The 18491-nt window shown below is 71.5% G+C and carries 16 protein-coding genes; 9 read left to right on the top strand and 7 right to left on the bottom strand.

Annotation, left to right across the window (positions count from 1 at the left end; all coding sequences use genetic code 11):
- Nucleotides 1-4: 4 nt before the first annotated feature.
- From AC0L5F_RS11485 to AC0L5F_RS11470, 4 genes are all read right to left on the bottom strand, one after another.
- Nucleotides 5-1270 carry a dihydrolipoamide acetyltransferase family protein gene (locus tag AC0L5F_RS11485; RefSeq protein ID WP_473313501.1) on the bottom strand — a complete coding sequence of 422 codons (1266 nt, stop codon included), beginning with the start codon at nucleotides 1268-1270 and terminating at the stop codon, nucleotides 5-7.
- On the bottom strand, nucleotides 1270-2274 hold the full coding sequence (locus AC0L5F_RS11480) for an alpha-ketoacid dehydrogenase subunit beta (RefSeq protein WP_473313500.1): 1005 nt from the start codon (nucleotides 2272-2274) through the stop codon (nucleotides 1270-1272). The genes AC0L5F_RS11485 and AC0L5F_RS11480 overlap by 1 nt, the downstream gene beginning before the upstream one ends.
- Nucleotides 2271-3398, bottom strand: coding sequence for a pyruvate dehydrogenase (acetyl-transferring) E1 component subunit alpha (pdhA, locus tag AC0L5F_RS11475; RefSeq protein WP_473313499.1), 1128 nt, complete (start codon nucleotides 3396-3398; stop codon nucleotides 2271-2273). Before pdhA ends, AC0L5F_RS11480 begins: the two co-directional genes overlap by 4 nt.
- Nucleotides 3399-3535: 137 nt before the next feature.
- Complete coding sequence (locus AC0L5F_RS11470) at nucleotides 3536-4594, bottom strand: histidinol-phosphate transaminase (protein WP_473313498.1); 1059 nt, start codon at nucleotides 4592-4594, stop codon at nucleotides 3536-3538.
- Between the two features lie 70 nt (nucleotides 4595-4664).
- Here AC0L5F_RS11470 and AC0L5F_RS11465 point away from each other — a divergent pair, with 70 nt between their 5' ends.
- The 8 genes from AC0L5F_RS11465 (at nucleotide 4665) to AC0L5F_RS11430 (ending at nucleotide 12336) form a co-directional block, all read left to right on the top strand.
- The gene (locus AC0L5F_RS11465) at nucleotides 4665-5621 is read left to right on the top strand and encodes an EamA family transporter (RefSeq protein WP_473313497.1); all 957 of its coding nucleotides are present in this window, start codon (nucleotides 4665-4667) and stop codon (nucleotides 5619-5621) included.
- A 34-nt stretch (nucleotides 5622-5655) separates the two neighbouring features.
- Nucleotides 5656-6045, top strand: coding sequence for a phage holin family protein (locus tag AC0L5F_RS11460; RefSeq protein WP_473313496.1), 390 nt, complete (start codon nucleotides 5656-5658; stop codon nucleotides 6043-6045).
- Nucleotides 6042-6539 carry a low molecular weight protein-tyrosine-phosphatase gene (locus AC0L5F_RS11455; RefSeq protein ID WP_473313495.1) on the top strand — a complete coding sequence of 166 codons (498 nt, stop codon included), beginning with the start codon at nucleotides 6042-6044 and terminating at the stop codon, nucleotides 6537-6539. The genes AC0L5F_RS11460 and AC0L5F_RS11455 overlap by 4 nt, the downstream gene beginning before the upstream one ends.
- A 21-nt stretch (nucleotides 6540-6560) precedes the next feature.
- A complete protein-coding gene (locus AC0L5F_RS11450) occupies nucleotides 6561-7427 on the top strand; it encodes a fructosamine kinase family protein (protein ID WP_473313494.1) in 867 nt (288 codons plus the stop codon).
- Nucleotides 7428-7482: 55 nt separating this feature from the next.
- Entirely contained in the window at nucleotides 7483-8175 is a 693-nt protein-coding gene (locus AC0L5F_RS11445) for a response regulator transcription factor (protein ID WP_473313493.1), read from the top strand.
- Between the two features lie 38 nt (nucleotides 8176-8213).
- Nucleotides 8214-9665 (top strand): sensor histidine kinase, encoded by a 1452-nt coding sequence (locus tag AC0L5F_RS11440; RefSeq protein WP_473313492.1) that lies wholly within the window; start codon nucleotides 8214-8216, stop codon nucleotides 9663-9665.
- A gap of 71 nt (nucleotides 9666-9736) precedes the next feature.
- Nucleotides 9737-11308: a S1C family serine protease gene (locus AC0L5F_RS11435; RefSeq protein WP_473313491.1), complete on the top strand. Its 1572-nt coding sequence runs from the start codon at nucleotides 9737-9739 to the stop codon at nucleotides 11306-11308.
- Between the two features lie 140 nt (nucleotides 11309-11448).
- Nucleotides 11449-12336 (top strand): DMT family transporter, encoded by an 888-nt coding sequence (locus AC0L5F_RS11430; RefSeq protein ID WP_473313489.1) that lies wholly within the window; start codon nucleotides 11449-11451, stop codon nucleotides 12334-12336.
- 4 nt (nucleotides 12337-12340) lie between these two features.
- Here AC0L5F_RS11430 and AC0L5F_RS11425 read toward each other — a convergent pair whose 3' ends face one another.
- Nucleotides 12341-14227 carry an anthranilate synthase family protein gene (locus tag AC0L5F_RS11425; protein WP_473313488.1) on the bottom strand — a complete coding sequence of 629 codons (1887 nt, stop codon included), beginning with the start codon at nucleotides 14225-14227 and terminating at the stop codon, nucleotides 12341-12343.
- Nucleotides 14228-14397: 170 nt separating this feature from the next.
- Between AC0L5F_RS11425 and AC0L5F_RS11420 the strand changes: the two genes are divergently transcribed.
- Nucleotides 14398-15615 (top strand): ArgE/DapE family deacylase, encoded by a 1218-nt coding sequence (locus tag AC0L5F_RS11420; protein ID WP_473313487.1) that lies wholly within the window; start codon nucleotides 14398-14400, stop codon nucleotides 15613-15615.
- 7 nt (nucleotides 15616-15622) lie between these two features.
- Here AC0L5F_RS11420 and AC0L5F_RS11415 read toward each other — a convergent pair whose 3' ends face one another.
- Together AC0L5F_RS11415 and AC0L5F_RS11410 are read right to left on the bottom strand one after the other, a co-directional pair.
- Nucleotides 15623-17230, bottom strand: a complete 1608-nt coding sequence (locus AC0L5F_RS11415; RefSeq protein ID WP_473313486.1) for a metallophosphoesterase family protein — start codon at nucleotides 17228-17230, stop codon at nucleotides 15623-15625.
- The gene (locus tag AC0L5F_RS11410; protein WP_473316232.1) at nucleotides 17227-17727 is read right to left on the bottom strand and encodes a hypothetical protein; all 501 of its coding nucleotides are present in this window, start codon (nucleotides 17725-17727) and stop codon (nucleotides 17227-17229) included. The genes AC0L5F_RS11415 and AC0L5F_RS11410 overlap by 4 nt, the downstream gene beginning before the upstream one ends.
- Nucleotides 17728-18491: the final 764 nt, after the last annotated feature.

The raw sequence follows: 18491 nt of genomic DNA, 5'->3' as shown, positions 1-18491 counted from the left end.
CGCGCTAGAACGCCATCGCCGCCGCGGGGTCGTGCAGGATGCGGGCGACGTCCGCGAGGAACTGCGAGCCCTGCTGGCCGTCGACCAGGCGGTGGTCGAAGCTCAGTGCGAGCGTGGTGACCCAGCGGGGCACGATCTGGTCGTCGTCGTCGACCCACGGCTTGCGGGTGATGGCGCCGACGCACAGGATGCCGGCCTCGCCCGGGTTGAGGATCGGCGTGCCGGCATCGACGCCGAACACACCGACGTTGGTGATCGTGAAGGTCCCGCCACTCATCTGCTCCGGCTGCGTGCGTCCCGACCGAGCCGTGTCGGTCAGGTCGGCCAGGGCCGACGCCAGCTGCGACATCGACATCTGCTCGGCCGATCGGATGTTCGGCACCACCAGTCCGCGCTCGGTGGCCGCGGCGACGCCGAGGTTGATCGAGCCCTTGAGCACGATCTCCTGCGCGGCCTCGTCCCAGGACGAGTTGAGCTCCGGGGTGCGGCGCATGGCCAGGCAGACCGCCTTCGCGATCACCACGGTGGGCGAGACCTTGAGACCGTCGAACGCCCGGTCGGCGCGCAGCCGCTCGATCAGCTCCATCGTCGCGGAGACGTCGACCGTGACCCACTCGGTGACGTGCGGTGCGGTGAACGCCGACGAGACCATGGCCTGGGCCGTCATCTTGCGCACGCCCTTGATGGGAAGGCGCACGTCGCCGGACGGGTCCGACGCGGTCGTGGCTCGGTGGTGCGGAGCCTGCTGCTCCTCGGCGAACGCCTCGACGTCGGCGCGTGTGACGATCTCTCCGGCGCTCGGCACGGAGGCGAGATCGACGCCGAGAGTCCTGGCGAGCAGCCGCACCGGCGGACGCGCACGCGGGCGGGTGGAGACCGGTTCGGCGGGAGCCTCGACCACGGACTCGGCGCGCGCGTGCGTGCGCCGTCGACGCGTCGGGGCCGAGCTGCTGGGACCGTAGCCGACCAGCATCGCCTGGCGTTCGGGCGCAGGTTCGCTCTCCGGTGCGGCCGGCGCCGCGGCCGGGGTTGCCGCGTCGGCACCGATGCCGACGATCGGCGTACCCACCGTGACGGTGTCGCCCTCGGCGACCATCAGCTCGGTCACCTCACCCGCGAACGGGCTGGGCAGCTCGACGATGGACTTCGCGGTCTCGATGTCGACCAGCACGTCGTTGACCTTGACGACGTCGCCGACCGCCACCTTCCAGGACACGATCTCGGCCTCGGTCAGGCCCTCGCCGACGTCCGGCAGCTTGAACTGCGGCATCAGAGCGCTCCGATCTCTCGCGCACGCTCGACCGCACCGATGATGCGGTCGAGGTCGGGCAGGAACTCGTCCTCGACCCGGCTCGGCGGATACGGCATGTCGTAGCCGGTGACGCGCTGCACCGGCGCCTCCAGGCTGTGGAAGCACTCCTCGGTGATGCGGGCCGAGATCTCGGCACCGAGGCCGAGGGTGCGCTGCGCCTCGTGCACCACGACGGCGTGCCCGGTGCGACGCACCGACTCGAACACCGGAGCGAGGTCCAGCGGCGACAGCGTGCGCAGGTCGATGACCTCGAGGTCGAGACCGTCCGCGACAGCCGCGTCGGCGGCCTGCTGACAGCTGGTGACCATGGGGCCGTAGGCGATCAGCGTCGCGTCACGGCCCGGGCGGGCCACCCGCGACGACCACAGGGACTGGGCGGGCGCCTCGGTGTCGACCTCGCCGGACTCCCAGTAGCGGCGCTTGGGCTCCATGAACACGACCGGGTCGTCGGACTCGATCGCCTGCTGGATCATCCAGTAGGCGTCGTTCGGGTTGGAGCACGACACCACCTTGAGGCCCGAGGTGAGGGCGAACTGGGCCTCGGGGCTGTCCGAGTGGTGCTCGACCGCGCCGATGCCGCCACCGAACGGGATGCGGATGACCATCGGCATCTTCACCGCGCCCTTGCTGCGGAAGTGCAGGCGCGCCACCTGGCTGACGATCTGGTCGTAGGCGGGGTACACGAAGCCGTCGAACTGGATCTCGACCACCGGGCGGTACCCGCGATAGGTCAGACCGACCGCCGTGCCGACGATGGCCGACTCGGCCAGCGGCGTGTCGAGCACCCGGTCCTCGCCGAAGTCCTTCTGCAGTCCGTCGGTGACGCGGAAGACGCCACCCAGGCGACCCACGTCCTCGCCCATCACGAGCACCTTCTCGTCGGCCTCCATCGAGCGGCGCAGGCCGCTGTTCAGCGCCTTCGCCATGCTCATCTTCTGGGGGCTCGTCTGCTGATCGCTCATGCGGGGCTCCCCTCGAACGAGTCTCGCCAGGCGACGTAGGCCGCCTGCTGCTCGCGCGTCTCGTCGGTGGTCTCGGCGTGCACGTGGTCGAACAGGTCGGCGAGGTCGGGCTCGGGCAGCTGGGCGCAGCTCTCGCGCAACCGGGCGCCGACCGTCTCGGCCTCGCTGTCGAGCTCGTCGAAGAAGTCGTCGTCGTAGCCCTCGGCCACCAGGAGCCGGCGAACCCGATCGAGCGGGTCCTTGGCCCGCCACTGCTCGGCCTCTGCCCCGTCGCGGTAGCGGGTGGGGTCGTCGCTCGTGGTGTGCGGGCCCATGCGGTAGGTGATCGCCTCGATCAGCGTGGGGCCCTCGCCGGACCGCGCACGCTGCAGGGCGGCCGACGTGACGGCGTGGACGGCCAGCACGTCGTTGCCGTCGACCCGCACGCCCGGGAGGCCGAATCCGGCCGCCCGGCGCGCGATGGGCTGGACGGTCTGCCGCTCCAGCGGGACCGAGATGGCGTACTGGTTGTTCTCGCAGAAGAACACCAGCGGGGCGTGGTAGACAGCAGCCCAGTCGAGGGCCTCGTTGACGTCACCCTGGCTGGTGGCGCCGTCACCGAAGTAGGCCATGACGGCGGCATCGCGCTCGGAGTCGCCGGTGCCGACCGCGTGGTCGAGGGTCAGCCCCATCGCGTACCCGGTCGCGTGCAGGGTCTGGGCCCCGATGATGATCTGCGGCAGCGCGATGCCGTGCTCGGCCGGATCCCACCCACCGAGCTCGGTGCCCCGGAAGACCCCGAGCAGCTGGGCGGGGTCGACGCCGCGGCAGTAGGCGACACCGTGGTCGCGATAGGTCGGGAAGGCGAAGTCCTGCGCGCGCATCGCACGCGCGGAGCCGATCTGAGCCGCTTCCTGACCGAGCGCGGGCGGCCACAACCCGAGCTCGCCGTGCCGCTGCAGGGCGAAGGCCTCGGTGTCGATGCGACGGGCCAGCACCAGGTCGCGATACAGCGACGCGATCGCAGCCACGTCCCCGTCGAAGGAGAACCGTGGGTCGGTCAGCCGCTCGCCGTCGGGCGTGAGGAGCTGGACCACGTGGTCTTCAGGGAGTCGGCCGTCAGGGCTCGTGAAGGGTGCGCTCATGTCGTGCCTCTTCCGTCACCGGCCGCGGGATCGCCGCGTGCCGAGGTCAGCAGGTGCGAGGCACAGATTCATGGGTGGCGAACCGTGGTGTCCCACACGGGCGTGACGGGCATCACGCCTGTCGGCAGGCTATCGGATCAGTCGCGCTGTCGCCAAGCATCGGCCAGGTCGAGGAACCGGGCGTTGGCTCCCGGATCGCCGACGGTGACGCGCACGCCGTCGCCGACGAAGGCACGGACCGAGACCGGACCGCACGCGTCGGCGAACGCCGTGGCCGCGGCGCCGAGCGGCAGCCACACGAAGTTCGCCTCGCTGCGCGGCACCGCCCAGCCCTGCGCCAGGAGCTCGGCGCGCAACGCCTCGCGCTCGGACACCACGACGTCGACCCTCGCCATCAGCTCGTCGTGCGCCGCCAGGGACGCGACGCCGGCCTCCTGGGCCAGGTCGCTGACGGCGAACGGCGCGGACGCCTTGGCGATGGCCCGGGCGATCGGCACGGGGGCGACGGCGTAGCCCAGCCGCAGACCGGCCAGGCCGTAGGCCTTGGAGAAGGTCCGGAGCACCACCACGTTCTCGCGACCGTCGATGGCGGCCACGCCTCGGGCGGCGTCGGGATCGCGCACGAACTCGACGTAGGCCTCGTCGATGATCACGAGCACGTGCGGGGGCACGCGGACCAGCAGATCCTCGAGCTCGGCGGCGCTGACGACCGGACCCGTCGGGTTGTTGGGCGTGCACACCACCACGGCCCGCGTCCGTTCGGTGACCGCGTCGACCATGGCGTCGATGTCGTGGCGTCCGTGAGCGTCCAGCGGCACCCGCACCGGCTGCGCTCCGGTGAGGCCGATCGCGGCCGGGTACGCCTCGAACGAGCGCCACGGGACGACGACCTGGTCGCCGGGCTCGAGGAAGGCCTGCATCAGGGAGAACAGCACGGCGACCGAGCCGGTTCCCACGCAGATCTGGTCGCGGTCGACGTCGAGGTGCTGGGCCAGCGCCTCCCGCACCCTCACGGCGCTGCCGTCCGGGTACCGGTTCATGCGCGCGAGCGCCGCAGCGGCCCGCTCGACCACCCCCGGCAGCGGCGGGAACGGGTTCTCGTTGTCCGCCAACGCGAGCTGGTCGCTGGCGGCGGGCCGGCTCGCGCGGTGCACCGCGATGTCGTCGAGCGCGCGCCGGGCCCGAGGTGACGTCACGCCACGAGCATACGAGCCGTCTCGGCGACTGCCTGCGGTCGCCGACGATCCGGGCTGGCAGACTTCGGGCGTGACCACACGGCGGCCGGGGCTGGGGTACCTGATGGTGATCTCGGCGGCCGCGCTCTTCGGGGTCAACGGTGGGGTCTCCCGAGTCCCGATCGAGGCGGGCCTGCCCGTCGGCACCTTCACGACGTTGCGGATCACCGGCGCGGCCGTGGTCTTCGTGGTGGTGGCGCTCGCCGTCCGACGCCCGGCCCTGCGCCCGCCCACGGGCCGCTCGCTGCTGCTGATCGTCGCACTCGGACTCGTCGGCGTCGTGGGCCTGCAGCTCACCTACAACATCGCGATCGTCCGGCTGCCGCTCGGCATCGCACTGCTGCTGGAGTACCTCGCCCCGGTGCTGATCGTGCTGTGGGTGCGCTTCGTGCGGCGCGAACCGGTGCACCCGCGGATGTGGGTGGCCGTGGCCCTGTCGTTGTCCGGCCTCGCCGTGGTCGGCCAGGTGTGGGGTGGCCTGACGTTCGACGCGCTCGGCGTCGCCATGGGGCTGGCCGCGGCGGTGTGCTTCGCCACCTACTTCCTGCTCGGCGAGCACCACACCGACACCCAGGACCCGTTGCACGTGATCCTGTGGGCGTTCGTGGTCGCGACGGTCGTCATGAACGTCGTGCAGCCGTCCTGGAGCGTGCCCGACCTTCCGGCGTCCGCGTCGATGCTCGGGCGCCTCGACGGACTCGACCTGTCACCGTGGCTCGCGCTGGCCGGCGTGGTCGTCCTCGGCACCGTGGCACCGTTCTTCCTCATGCTTCTGGCGCTGCGCCACCTGCCGGCGACCATCGTGACGGTGGTGGCGATGCTCGAGCCGGTCGTCGCCACCGTGATCGGGTGGGGCTGGTTCCGCGAGTCGCTCTCGGCGCTGCAGGTCGTCGGCGTGGTCGCGGTCCTCGCGGGGATCGTGCTCGCCCAGACGGCCCGCCCGGGTCGCTCGCCCCTGGTCGAACCGCTCGTCCTGCCCGCACCCTGAGCCCGCCACGTCGCAGTGGTGCAACAATCGGCAGATGGAACGCTTTCTCTCCACCTGGCTGGTCAGCAGCATCGCCCTCGCGTTCGCCGCGTGGCTCCTGGGCGACAACATGGCCATCGCCGACGGCGGCGCCACCACGGTCGACCGGGCTCTCGGGGTCCTGGCGGTCGGTCTGGTCTTCACGCTGGTGAACAGCATCGTGGCCCCCATCGTCAAGACCCTGTCGATCCCGTTCATCATCGTCACGCTCGGCCTGGCACTGCTGGTCATCAACGCCCTGCTGCTGATGCTGACCGAGGTCATCACCAACGCGTTCGATCTCAGCTTCATGATCAACGGCTTCGGCTGGGCCGTCGTCGCGTCCATCGTGATCTCGATCAGCCAGTCGGTCGTCGGCGCCGTGTTCACGTCCGCTCGCCGGTGACCTTCCGCATCGCCCTGGTGTGCCTCGGCAACATCTGTCGCTCGCCCACCGCTCACGTCGTCCTGGAACAGCGGCTGGCCGCGGCCGGGCTCGCCGATCAGGTCGAGGTCTCGTCGGCCGGGACCGGTGGATGGCACACGGGCGAGCCGATGGATCCACGGTCAGCGGTCGCCCTGCGCGACGCCGGCTACGACCCCACGCGCCACCGAGCCCGACTGTTCACCGCCGACTGGTTCGCCGAGCAGGACCTGCTGCTCGCGATGGACGCCAGCAACCGCGCGGACATGGTCGACCTCGCCCCGACGGTCGAGCAACAGTCGATGGTGCGCATGTTCCGCGACTTCGACCCCGAGGCGACGCCGACCGACGACGCCGTCCCGGACCCGTGGTACGGCGGACCCGATGGTTTCCGCCAGGTGCTCACCATGATCGAGCGCACGGTCGACGGGCTCGTGGCGCAGCTGCCGGACCTGATCGACTCCCACCCGGGCTGACCGAGACGGTAGGTTCGTCCCATGGCGCGCATGGCAGGAACCGCCGCTCGGGCGGAAGCTCTGCTCGGCGTCGGCATCGTCTCCACGACGCCGGTCGCCGGTGGTGACATCTGCACGGTCACCCGGCTGCGACTCACCGACGGCCGCGGTGCCGTGATCAAGACGCGCCCCCAGGCGCCGGAGGGATTCTTCGCCCGCGAGGCGACCGGGCTGCGGTGGCTGCGTGAGGCCGGGGGCGTCAGGGTGCCCGAGGTGCTCGCCGACGCCGACGACTGCCTCATCCTGGAGTGGGTCGAACCGGTTCGCCCGACCACCGACGCCGCCGAGGCCTTCGGGCGTGCGCTGGCCACCACCCACGCCGCCGGCTCCACCGAGTTCGGCGCGGAGCACGACGGCTACATCGGCCTCGCACCCCTGCCGAACCGCCCCCTGCCCACCTGGCCGGAGTTCTACGCCTCGCGCCGCGTCATGCCCTACGTGCGAGCAGCGGTCGACCGGGGGTCGTTGCACGCCGACGACGCCGCCGTGATCGAGCAGGCCATGCACCGCATCCACGATCTCGCGGGTCCTGCCGAGCCGCCGGCACGCGTCCACGGCGACCTGTGGTCGGGCAACGTGGTCTGGGGGGCCGACGCCGAGGTCTGGCTCATCGACGCCGCGGCCCACGGCGGCCATCGCGAGACCGATCTCGCGATGCTCGCCCTGTTCGGCATCCCCCACCTGCAACGGGTCCTCGACGCCTACGACGAGGCCGCGCCCCTCGCCGACGGCTGGCGTGACCGGGTCGCCCTCCACCAGCTCCATCCGCTGCTGGTGCACGCCGTCATGTTCGGCGGCAGCTACGGGGGTCGCGCCGCCGCAGCCGCCCGCGGGCTGCTCGACACCTGATCCCGAGTCCGCGGGGTTCAGCAATCCCTCAGGCGACACGGGCAGACTGAGTCTCATGCGAATTCTGGTGGTCGACGACGACCGCGCCGTGCGTGACTCGTTGCGGCGATCGTTGGAGTTCAACGGCTACACCGTCGAGCTCGCGTCCGACGGGGCCGAGGCGCTGGCGGTGGTTCCCCGGGTCGCACCCGACGCCATCGTCATGGACGTGATGATGCCGCGCCTGGACGGCCTCGAGGCCACGCGCGCCCTGCGGGCGGCTGGCAACGACGTGCCCATCCTCGTGCTCACCGCACGCGACGCCGTCTCCGATCGCGTCGACGGCCTCGACGCCGGTGCCGACGACTACCTGACCAAGCCGTTCGCCCTCGAGGAGCTGCTGGCCCGGTTGCGGTCGCTGCTGCGCCGAGCGGCCCACACCCCCGCCGGCGACGCCGACGAGGAGCCGCTCGCCTTCGCCGACCTCACCCTCGACCCCGTCACGCGCGAGGTCGTCCGTGGTGCCCGCTCCCTGTCCCTGACCCGCACCGAGTTCGCCCTGCTCGAGCTGTTCATGCAGCGTCCCAAGCGCGTGCTCGAGCGCACCTTCATCCTCGAGGAGGTCTGGGGCTTCGACTTCCCGACCACGGCCAACTCCCTCGAGGTCTACGTCGGCTACGTCCGCCGCAAGCTGGAGGCCGACGGCGAGTCCCGCCTGATCCACACCGTGCGCGGCGTCGGGTACGTCCTGCGCGAGACCCCCCCGTGAGTCCGGTCTCGTGAGTCCAGTCCTGTGAGTCCGGTCCGATGAACCTGGCCAGGCCCGACCTCGGACGTCCGGTGCGCGGCGGCCGGGCGTACTCGCTACGCGTCCTGCGGTTCTTCACGTCCAGGATGACCCTCGCGCTCCGCGTCGCCGTGCTCACCACGGCGGCGGTGGCCGCCACGCTCACCCTGGTCAGCGCCACCATCTACGTCACCGTGCGCTCGGAGTTCCAGAGCTCGCTCGACGACTCGATGATCCGTCGAGCGCAAGCCGGGGTGACCGCCGACCTCGGCAGCCTGTTCGCGGGCGGTGCCGATCCGGGCGCCCTCGCGTTGACCGACATCAAGGTGATCGTGCTGCGCTCGGGACGCGGCGTGCTGCTCGGAACGCCGGCCGTCAGCAACTTCCCGATCCAGTTCATCGGGCTCCCCGAGCGCGAGGTGTCGCTCGGCCAGACGTCGGAGTCAATCCGCACGGCCTACCTCAAGGGGACGCCGTACCGGGTCGTCGCGGTGCGGTCCGGCCCGGGCGAGGCCCTGGTCATGGCGCAGTCCATGGAGTCGATCGACAAGGCGCTCGAACGCCTGCGGATCATCCTGCTGCTGACCAGTGCGATCGGCGTGGCGCTGGCCGGCTTGGCCGGATGGGCGGTCGCGGCCAACGGCCTGCGACCGGTGCGGCGCCTGACAGCGGCCACCGAACGCGTGGCTCGCACCGCCGAGCTCACTCCCATCACGGTCACCGGCACCGACGAGCTCGCTCGCCTCACCACGTCCTTCAACTCGATGCTGACCGCGCTGGACGCGTCGCAGACCCGCGAGCGGCAGCTGATCGCCGACGCGGGCCACGAGCTGCGCACACCGCTGACCAGCCTGCGCACGAACATCGAGCTGATGGGACAGGCCACCGGCGAGGGCGGCCGCTCCCTCAGCGCGGACCAGCGCAACGAGATCATGGGCGACGTCCGGTCCCAGCTCGAGGAGCTCACGACCCTGGTCGGCGACCTGGTCGAGCTGGCTCGCGACGAGCCGGTGCGGCGCGATCCCGAACCCCTGGACCTGGCCGACGTGGTCAACCTCGCGGTGTCGCGGGTTCGGCTGCGAGCCGCCGAGGTGCACTTCTCGGCCGAGACGGAGCCGTGGATGGTGGTGGGTGAGGCCCAGCTGCTCGAGCGTGCGGTGACCAACCTGCTGGACAACGCGGCGAAGTGGAGCCCGGCGGGCGGCACCGTCACCGTGTCGCTGTCCGACGGCGTCGTCACGGTCAGCGACGAGGGACCGGGCATCGAGCCCGACGACCTGCCGCACATCTTCGACCGCTTCTACCGGTCGCAGGAGGCACGCACCCTTCCCGGTTCAGGACTCGGCCTCTCGATCGTCAAGCGCGCCGCGGAACGACATGGCGGCACGGCCGACGTGTCGTCGACCGTCGGCCGAGGCACGACCTTCACGCTGGCGATCCCGGCCGCCACGCCAGCGGACACGAGCGCCTAGACAGGACGGTTCTTGCGCCGATCACACGGCGTTCTCAGCGCGGGCTCAGAGATGAGGGAGACTCTGTAGACATGACTGAACCGCACGACCCGTTCTCCGAGCGTCCCTACGTCCCGCCGAGCGAGCGTTCCGAGGACGCCACTGCGTCCGAGCAGCCCACCGCGGAGCAGCCGACCACCGAGCACCCGACGGCGGAGCAGCCAACGACGGAGCAGCCAACGACGGAGCAGCCCACCGCCGAGCAGCCGACGACGGAGCAGCCGACCGCCGAGCAGCCGACGACGGAGCAGCCGACGACGGAGCCTGCGGCCGAGGCGCCGACCGACCCCGTCACTCCCGGGCCCGTCATTCCAGGCACCGCGGCGTACGCGGCGCGCTACCCGACGGCGCACGAGTACGCAGGGACCGACCAGAGCAGCACCCCGGCTTCGTACGCCGCGGCCGGCGCAGCATCTGCGGCCGCGGCCGGAAGCAGCGAGCCGACCGTGAGCATGGGTGAGCAGCCGCCGTTCGCGGCCGTGCCCGCCGCACCCTCCACCACACCGTCCGGCCGTCGTGGAGGCAAGCTCGTCACCGCTGTCGCGCTGGTCGCCCTGGCCGGCGCAGCCGGCTACGGCGGCGCCTACCTGCAGAACCAGCAGAACGGCGGCGGCACGACAGGGGTCACCACCAGCTCGCTGGACACGAGCGACGCAACGCCCACCAAGGTCGCCGACGGAGCCGTCGAGAAGGTCGCGGCCAAGGTCCTCCCCTCGGTCGTGCAGATCAACGTCAAGGGCTCCACGGAGAGCGGTTCCGGCACCGGCATCATCGTCAGCAGCGACGGCCGCATCCTCACCAACAACCACGTGGTCGAGGTCGCAGCCGACGGCGGCTCCATCACCGTCGCGTTCAGCGACGGCTCCAACGCCAAGGCCGAGATCGTCGGTCGCGACCCCGTCACCGACATCGCGGTCATCAAGGCCGAGGGCAAGTCGGGCCTGCAGCCCGCGACGCTCGGCTCGTCGGCAGAGCTCCAGGTCGGCCAGGAGGTCGTGGCCATCGGATCGCCGTTCGGCCTCGAGAGCACGGTCACGCAGGGCATCGTCTCGGCCCTGAACCGCCCCGTCACGTCGTCCGACGGCAGCGGATCCGGCACGCCCACGGTGTTCCCGGCCGTGCAGACCGACGCCGCGATCAACCCCGGAAACTCCGGCGGCCCGCTGGTCGACCTCGCCGGCAACGTCATCGGCATCAACTCCGCCATCCGGGCCGGATCCACGGTGTCCGGCGAGGCCGGATCGATCGGCCTCGGCTTCGCCATCCCGATCGACCTGGCCAAGAACATCGCCAAGCAGCTCATCGCCGGTGACACGGTCGAGCACGCCCAGATCGGCGTCTCGGTGCGTCCGGCGGTCAGCTCCGACGACATCACCGGCATCGGCGCCGAGGTCAACACCGTCAACGCCGGCAGCGCCGGTGCCGACGCGGGCCTGCGCAAGGGCGACATCATCACCGCCATCAACGGCCACGCCGTGGCCAGCTCCGACGCCCTCGTCGCCTCGATCCGCGCCTACCAGCCGGGCGAGACCATCAAGGTGTCGTTCCAGCGCGACGGCAAGTCCCAGACGGTCGACGTGACGCTCGGTTCCGACAAGGCCTGATCAGGTCTCCCGCTCGAACGACCCCTCGACGACGGCATCGCGTCGAGCCCCCACCAGCCGTGGAGGGTTCGGCGCGATGTCGAGCGTCGATGGCCGAAATTCGCGCGACACCCGTCCGGGGTGAGCACTAGCGTCGTTCCGTGAAGGAACGCGATCTGTCCGTCCCGGCCCTCGTGGTCACGGTGGTGCTGTGGGCATCGGCGTTCGTGGGCATCCGGGCGGCCTCCGACAGCTTCACGCCCGGTGCCATGAGTCTCGGCCGGCTCCTGGTCGGCGTCGTGGCGCTCGCGCTGGTGGCGCGACCTCGGCTGTCGACCATGCCGCACGGACGCACCCTGGCCCTGGTCGTCCTGTACGGCGCCACCTGGTTCGGCATCTACAACGTGGCGCTCAACGCGGCCGAGCGTGACCTCGACGCCGGCACCACCGCCCTGATCGTCAACATCGGACCGATCCTCATCGCGCTCCTCGCCGGAGTGCTGTACCGCGAGGGCTTCCCGAGACCTCTGATGACAGGCATGGGCATCGCCTTCTCCGGTGTCGTCCTCATCGCACTGTCGACCCGCTCGGACGCCACGGCCAGCACGTCGGGCGTGCTGCTGTGCGTGCTCGCCGCGGTCTGCTACGCCGTCGGGGCGGTCGCCCAGAAGCCCACGCTCGCCGTGCTGACCACGTCGGCCTCGGTCTGCCTGGGTTGCGCCGTCGGCGCCGTCCTGTGCCTGCCGTTCGCCCCCACCTTGGTGCGCGAGCTGGGCAGCGCGAGCGCCGCCGACATCGCTTGGCTGGTCTACCTCGGGGTGTTCCCCACGGCGATCGGCTTCACCACCTGGGCGTACGCCATCAAGCGGCTGAGTGCCGGACAGGTGGCGTCGTCGACCTACCTGGTTCCGGTCATCGCCACGGGCATCTCGTGGGTCGTGCTGGCCGAGGTGCCAGCCCCGCTCGCGTTCGTGGGTGGCGCCCTGTGCCTGCTGGGCGTGTTCGTCACCCGGATGCGTCGACGAGCACCCCAGCCGGCGCAGCGATGACCCGCTAGGACCCGACCAGGTCGGTGACCAGGTCCCGCAGGATCCCGAAGCCGCCCTGGGTCAGGATCGACTCGGCGTGGAACTGCACGCCGCGGTAGTGCGGGCCGGCCACGAGGTGCACGTCGCCGGTGTCGGGATCGGTCTGGACCGTCACACCGTCCGGCAGGCCGCCGGCAGGCTCGCGCGCCACGAACGTGTTGTAGAACCCCACCGTCTCCTGGCGGTCCAGCACCGGCAGACGGCTCTGCGTGCCCTGGAAGACGATGTCCTTGAACACCAGGTCCAGGCCCAGCTGGTGGCACAGCGTCTGGTGCCCGAGGCACACCGCGAGGAACGGGCGCTCGTCGTCCAGCAGCGACCGCACGGTCGCGTGGAGCACGGCCATCTTGGGGTCGTCGAGCTCGCGGGGGTCGCCGGGGCCCGGGCCCACCACGACGAGGTCGTAGCCGTCGAACGACGTCTCCGTCACCGCGTCGTGGCGCACCACGTCCGTGCTCATGCCCAGCACCCCGAACACGTGGGCGAGCATGTTGACGAAGTCGTCCTCGGCGTCGAGCACCACCACCCGCTTTCCGGCGAGCGCCGGGGAGGGCGCCGCGCCGGACTGGTCGCTGAGCCAGAACTGGCTCAGGCGCTGGTTGCGGCGGCCCAGGGCGATCAGCACGTCGTCCTCGCGGGTGACGGCGTCGAAGCCCTCGGCCGGGATCGTGGCCCCCTCGACCAGGCCGAAGGCGCTGAGGATGCCGCCCGCCTTGGCCCAGGTCTCGGCGGTCTCGTGCTCGGCGTCGGAGTCACGCACCAGCGTCGCACCGGCGGTGACGGTGAGGTTGCCGTCCAGGTCGACGTCGGCCGTGCGGATGAGGATGGGCGCGTCGACCCGGGGCAGACCGTCGCCGTCACGCCCGACCAGGGCTGCGACCGACGCGTAGTAGCCGCGTCCCTCGGCCTCGTACCGGTGGATCAGGCGGCAGGCGTTCTCGACCGGGCTGCCGGTGACGGTGGCCGCGAACATCGAGTCGCGCAGCACCGCGCGCACGTCCCGGTCGGTGCGTCCTGCGAGCAGGTACTCGGTGTGCACCAGGTGGGTCATCGGCTTGAGGTACGGGCCCAGCACGAGGCCGCCCTCGTGGCAGATGTCGCACATCATCTTCAGCTCTTCGTCGACGACCATGAAGAGCTCGTAGATCTCCTTCTCGTCGCGCAGGAAGTCCAGCAGAGCCGCCTTGCGATCGGCGTGGGTGTCCAGGCCGCGCACCCGGAAGGTGCCACTGATCGGGTTCATGCGCACCTCGCCGGCCTCGACGCTGACGTGGCGTTCGGGGCTGGCGCCGATCAGGTAGCGGTCTCCGGTGAAGATGCAGAAGGTCCAGAAGGCGCCCCGCTCGCGCTCCAGCAGGCGGCGGAAGACGGTGAGCGCGCCGTCGTGCCCCCAGTCGGCGACCTTGGCGCGGTACTTGCGACCGATCACCAGGTTGGCGCCCTCGCCGTGGCCGATCTCGTCGTCGATGATCCGACGCACGACGTCGGCGTACTCGGCGTCCGAGGTCTCGAAGCCGCCACGGTCGTCGAAGTCGACAGCCACGTCCGGCAGGTGGGCCAGCAGCTCACGGAGCGGGATCTGGTCGCTGATCTCGGCGGCGATGACCGACAGCGGGGTGCCGTCCTGGTGGGCCTCGAAGCCGCGTTCGCGCGCCTGGGCGAACGGCACCAGCACGAGGCTGTCCCACCCTGCCCCGTCAGGTCCGTCCCCGCTCGGGCCGTTCGCGAGAGGGATGTCGGCCAGCTGCTCGATGTCGGTGCGCGGGCCGCCGATCACCGTGACGGTGTCGGCGTCGCGCACGCGGATCAGCGCAAAGGCCGGCTGGGCAAGCACGTCGTGGAGCTGGGTCATCGAATTCCTCGGGAAGGCTCACGACCGGCGGGACACGAACGCCCAGAGCAGCCGTGAGGCGGTCTGGGCGTGAACGGTCCGACAGGCCACCTACAGGTGGCGCCACCAGGTGGAGGTGCTGTCGGTCATGGCAGGAGCGTAACGCAGCGCGCGCCTGCCAGACTGACCGCATGGACATCGACGTCGACCTGATCCGGCGCGACCTCGCCCAGCTGATCGCGATCCCGAGCACCGGCGGGTCCGACGCGGAGGTGTACGCGCAGCGGTGGGCAGCCGCCACCCTGGCCGGACTCGGGCTCGAGGTCGACCACTGGCGGATGGACCTGGACGACCTGCGCGCTCGAGCGGACTTCCCCGGCGAGGAGGTCGACCGCGAGGAGGCATGGGGGTGCGTGGGGGTCTCGGCTCCGGGACGACCGGCGCTGGTGCTCAACGGCCACCTCGACGTCGTGCCCACGGGAGAGTCGGAGGACTGGACCAACGCCGACCCGTGGCACGTGCGCGAGCACGACGGCCGCTGGTACGGACGAGGCGTCTGCGACATGAAGGGCGGCGTCGTCGCCATCATCGCCGCGGCGCGCGCGGTCGCGGACACCGAGGCGGTGCTGACCCGCCCGTTCGCCGTGCACACCGTGATCGGCGAGGAGGACGGTGGAGTCGGCACCTTCGGCACCCTGCTGCGAGGCCACACCGGCGACGCCTGCGTGATCGCCGAGCCCACCGGCGGTCGCATCGTCACGGCCAACGCCGGCGCACTCACCTTCCGGCTCGAGGTCAGCGGCCAGGCCACCCACGGATCGATGCCCAGTCGAGGGCACAGCGCCATCCTCGCCTTCGACCACCTGCACCACGCCCTGCTCGATCTCGACGCCCGCCGCAACTCGCACCCGCCTGCGCCGTTCGACGTCGATCCGTGGCCGCTGAGCATCGGCATGGTGCAGGCCGGCGAGTGGTCGAGCACGGTGCCCGACCGCCTGGTCGCCGAGGGCCGGTTCGGCGTGATGGCCGACGAGTCGTTCGCCCAGGCCGAGGCGGCGTTCGAGGAGGCGGTCGCGGCCGCAGCGGCGCAGCACCCCTGGCTGAAGGACAACCCCCCGCTCGTCACGTGGCCGGGCGGACGGTTCGCCGCCGGCCGACTCCCGGACGGGGATCCGCTCGCCGACCAGGTCAGCGGCGTCGTCGCAGCCAGCGGCGCCGGCGCCGCCGCCATCGCCGGCGCCCCCTACGGCTCGGACCTGCGCCAGTACGCCGCGGCGGGCATCCCCACGCTGCAGTACGGCCCCGGTGACGTGGGTCAGGCGCACTCGGTCGACGAGTCCGTGTCGATCGACGACGTGGTCCGTTGCGCCGAGGTCTACGCGCGTCTCATCGTCGACCGCTGCACCTGACGGTCGCTCAGCCGGCCTCGGGTGTCGGCGACGCACCCGCACCGGGCGACGGCTCACCGGTCCCGGAGGCGCGGGACGGCTCCGGGGACAGGGTCAGCGGACGGTAGTCCGCGACGTCGATGATCCCTCCGGGCTGGAAGCTCACCGGCTGCAGGCCGATGGGCCGACCGTCGGCGTCGAACGTGACGACGGTGACCTGGGCCGTGCGACGCAGCTTGCTGCCCAGCGCGAACGCGTAGACCGCCCCTCCGGTGGACCCCGTGGTCAACGTGGTCGTGACGCGCCCTGCGGGCGCCTGCGCACCGACGGAGACGACCTCGTCGGGTCCGACCTGGCGATGCAGGTGTCCGGACAGCACGAGGTCGACGCAGCCGGAGGCCGCCAGGTCCTTCGCCGACGACGGGCTGTGCACCACTGCGGTGGTCACCTCGCCGTCCTCGCACGCGGCCTTCGTCAAGGCCTCGTCCTGCAGCCCGATGGCGCGGATGTTGTCCGAGGAGTTCCCGTCGTAGCCGGCGGTCAGGCCTGAGCTGCGGGGGTCGCTGCCGCCGATGAAGCGGATGCCCGCGACCGTCTCGGGCTCGCCACCGAGAACGGTGAATCCCTTGTCCTTCATCTGCTCGACCACCGCAGGTCCCGAGTCGTGGTTGCCGGCGACGGACACCACGTCGAATCCGCGGAACTCGCGAGCGAGCGAGTTGATGCTGAAGGTCTCCCACGACGCTCCCGTGGAGGTGTCGTCGCCGAGGTCGATCAGCAGGCGGGCACCGGCGCGATCGGCAACCGCGCGCGCCACCGGATCCATGCCGATGTTGTCGTGCCGGTCGGTCACGACCAACGCCGTCGACTCGCCCTCCCCGGGTCGACGGACGTCGATCGTGCTGGCGCTGATCGCCAGCTGGCCGTAGAAGGTCAGGGACTCGCGGTAGGTCTTCAGGGCGCCTTCCACCAGCGCCCGACCGCCGGCGGTCGTCGCGCCCTCGGAGACCTCGAGGGTGCGCAGGACGGCGTCGTCGGGGAGCTCGGGGAACACCTGACGGATGGGGGCCCACGCGGTGAGGTCTCCCCGTGGCCGGTCCGGCACCGACACCAGGAACAGCGCCAGGACCACCACGACCGCCGTGCCGAGCGCGGTCAGCACGCCCCGCCTACCGGGGCGACGCGCCCTCCGCGCGATCTCGCGCCGACGCTCGGGACCCGTGACGCGCCAGCCGACGACGACCAGCACGATCACGAGCAGCGCGACACCCAGGCCGCGCAGCAGCGCGTCCCGCGCGATGGAGAGCAGCGATGAGCGCACCGCGGCGATCTCGCCCTCCGGCTGGCTGGCGATCACCGCGTCGCGCGCCACCAGCTGGTCGAGGTTGCTCACGTCGGTGTCGCCGAGGCGGATCGTCACCCCGATGTTGGCCGGCGCGTCGGCGGGAAGTCGCAGGCGCGGCAGCAGGGGCCCGAAGTCGAGCACGGCGTGGCCACCGAGGGTGGGCGACACGACAGCATCGTGCGCCCCGATGACGACCTCGCGCTCGCCGTTGAGGAACGTCGACGCGGTGACGGGTGCGGCGACGGCCAGTCCGACGAGGACCAGCAGCAGCGCCTTCAGCAGGGACCTCATGCGAGCTGGCGCAACCACAGATCGCTCGTGCCGATCGTCGTGAGCTGCTGGGTCGCACGCGTCAGCACCACGTAGAGGGTGCGCCAACCCGTTCCACCGACACCAGGTCCACCGTCGACCCCGTCGACACCGTCGGCACCGGGAGGCGCCTCGGCCACGATCTCGTCCGGCTCGACGACCACGACGGCGTCGAACTCCAGGCCCTTGGTGTCCAGGCCGTCGAGCACGCGGAGCCGGTCGCCGAGGTCGCCGAGCAGCTCGGACATCTCGGCCACCCGCGCCCGTGGCGTGACCACGGCGACCGAGCCGTCGACCTCCGCGAGCATCGAGCGCGCCTCGGCCACGACGGCCTCGCCGAGCTGTTGCACCACGCGGTGCTGCGGCTCATGGCCGGTGCGGCGCACGGCTTCGGCGAGGTCGGCGCCCTGGATCGCGTGACCGGCCACGCGGGCGGCGAGGTCGTAGATCTCGGCGGAGTTGCGGTAGTTGGTGCTCAACCGGAAGGCGTGCTCCGGCTTGCCCTCCAGCGCGGCGGCGCGCGCCGTGGCCGCCTCCTGCGGGTGGGGCCACGACGACTGCGCCTGGTCGCCGACGATCGTCCAGCTGGCGTAGCGACCTCGGCGTCCGACCATGCGCCACTGCATCGGCGAGAGGTCCTGCGCCTCGTCGATCAGCACGTGGGCGAATCCGTCGTCGTCGGTGCGAGTGCTCGCGCGGTGCCGCTCGTCGCGGTCCTCGCGTTCGCGCCGCTCGAAGCTGCATCAGCTGCTTGGGGGAGTCGTCGTCCTCGGAGTCGGCCTCCGGCTCCTCGCCGATCAGGTAGCGCAGCTCGTCGATCAACGGAACGTCCTCGATGCTGGGCTCACCGCTGGCCCACGACTCGACCAGCGCCGACTTCTCGGCGGCGCTGAAGCCACCGCCGTAGCGGTCGATGAGGGTCGGCAGCGTGCGCCAGACCTGCACGGCGTCGACCACGGGCCACCAGTCCTCGACGAAGTCGACGAAGCGGTCGTCGGTGCCGAGCTCGTCGACGAACGCCTCCTCACCCTTCTCGAGCGCGCGCTCGCCGGAGACCTGCTGCCACAGTGCGGTCGCGACCGCTGCCGGCACCCGGGCGTACGCCTGGTTGCGCCGGCCACCCGACAGCAGCCGCTGTCGCAGCCGGTCGAGGGCCGCCGGGTCGAGCGCGAGCACGTCGTCCTTGTAGAAGTAGCGGAATCGATCGGGTGCGTCCGGGCTCGGTGCCGCCGCCGCACGGGCC

This window comes from Aeromicrobium sp. 10G20-16, from assembly GCF_055809665.1.
Note: the sequence above shows the minus strand (reverse complement) of the source record. Positions and strands in the feature narration are given on the sequence as shown.

Excerpts from the sequence above, each read along its gene's own strand:
- AC0L5F_RS11485 (WP_473313501.1), bottom strand. The coding sequence starts at position 1,270 with ATGCCGCAGTTCAAGCTGCCGGACGTCGGCGAGGGCCTGACCGAGGCC.
- AC0L5F_RS11480 (WP_473313500.1), bottom strand. The coding sequence starts at position 2,274 with ATGAGCGATCAGCAGACGAGCCCCCAGAAGATGAGCATGGCGAAGGCG.
- pdhA (WP_473313499.1), bottom strand. The coding sequence starts at position 3,398 with ATGAGCGCACCCTTCACGAGCCCTGACGGCCGACTCCCTGAAGACCAC.
- AC0L5F_RS11460 (WP_473313496.1), top strand. The coding sequence starts at position 5,656 with ATGGAACGCTTTCTCTCCACCTGGCTGGTCAGCAGCATCGCCCTCGCG.
- AC0L5F_RS11450 (WP_473313494.1), top strand. The coding sequence starts at position 6,561 with ATGGCGCGCATGGCAGGAACCGCCGCTCGGGCGGAAGCTCTGCTCGGC.
- AC0L5F_RS11445 (WP_473313493.1), top strand. The coding sequence starts at position 7,483 with ATGCGAATTCTGGTGGTCGACGACGACCGCGCCGTGCGTGACTCGTTG.
- AC0L5F_RS11440 (WP_473313492.1), top strand. The coding sequence starts at position 8,214 with ATGAACCTGGCCAGGCCCGACCTCGGACGTCCGGTGCGCGGCGGCCGG.
- AC0L5F_RS11435 (WP_473313491.1), top strand. The coding sequence starts at position 9,737 with ATGACTGAACCGCACGACCCGTTCTCCGAGCGTCCCTACGTCCCGCCG.
- AC0L5F_RS11425 (WP_473313488.1), bottom strand. The coding sequence starts at position 14,227 with ATGACCCAGCTCCACGACGTGCTTGCCCAGCCGGCCTTTGCGCTGATC.
- AC0L5F_RS11420 (WP_473313487.1), top strand. The coding sequence starts at position 14,398 with ATGGACATCGACGTCGACCTGATCCGGCGCGACCTCGCCCAGCTGATC.
- AC0L5F_RS11415 (WP_473313486.1), bottom strand. The coding sequence starts at position 17,230 with ATGAGGTCCCTGCTGAAGGCGCTGCTGCTGGTCCTCGTCGGACTGGCC.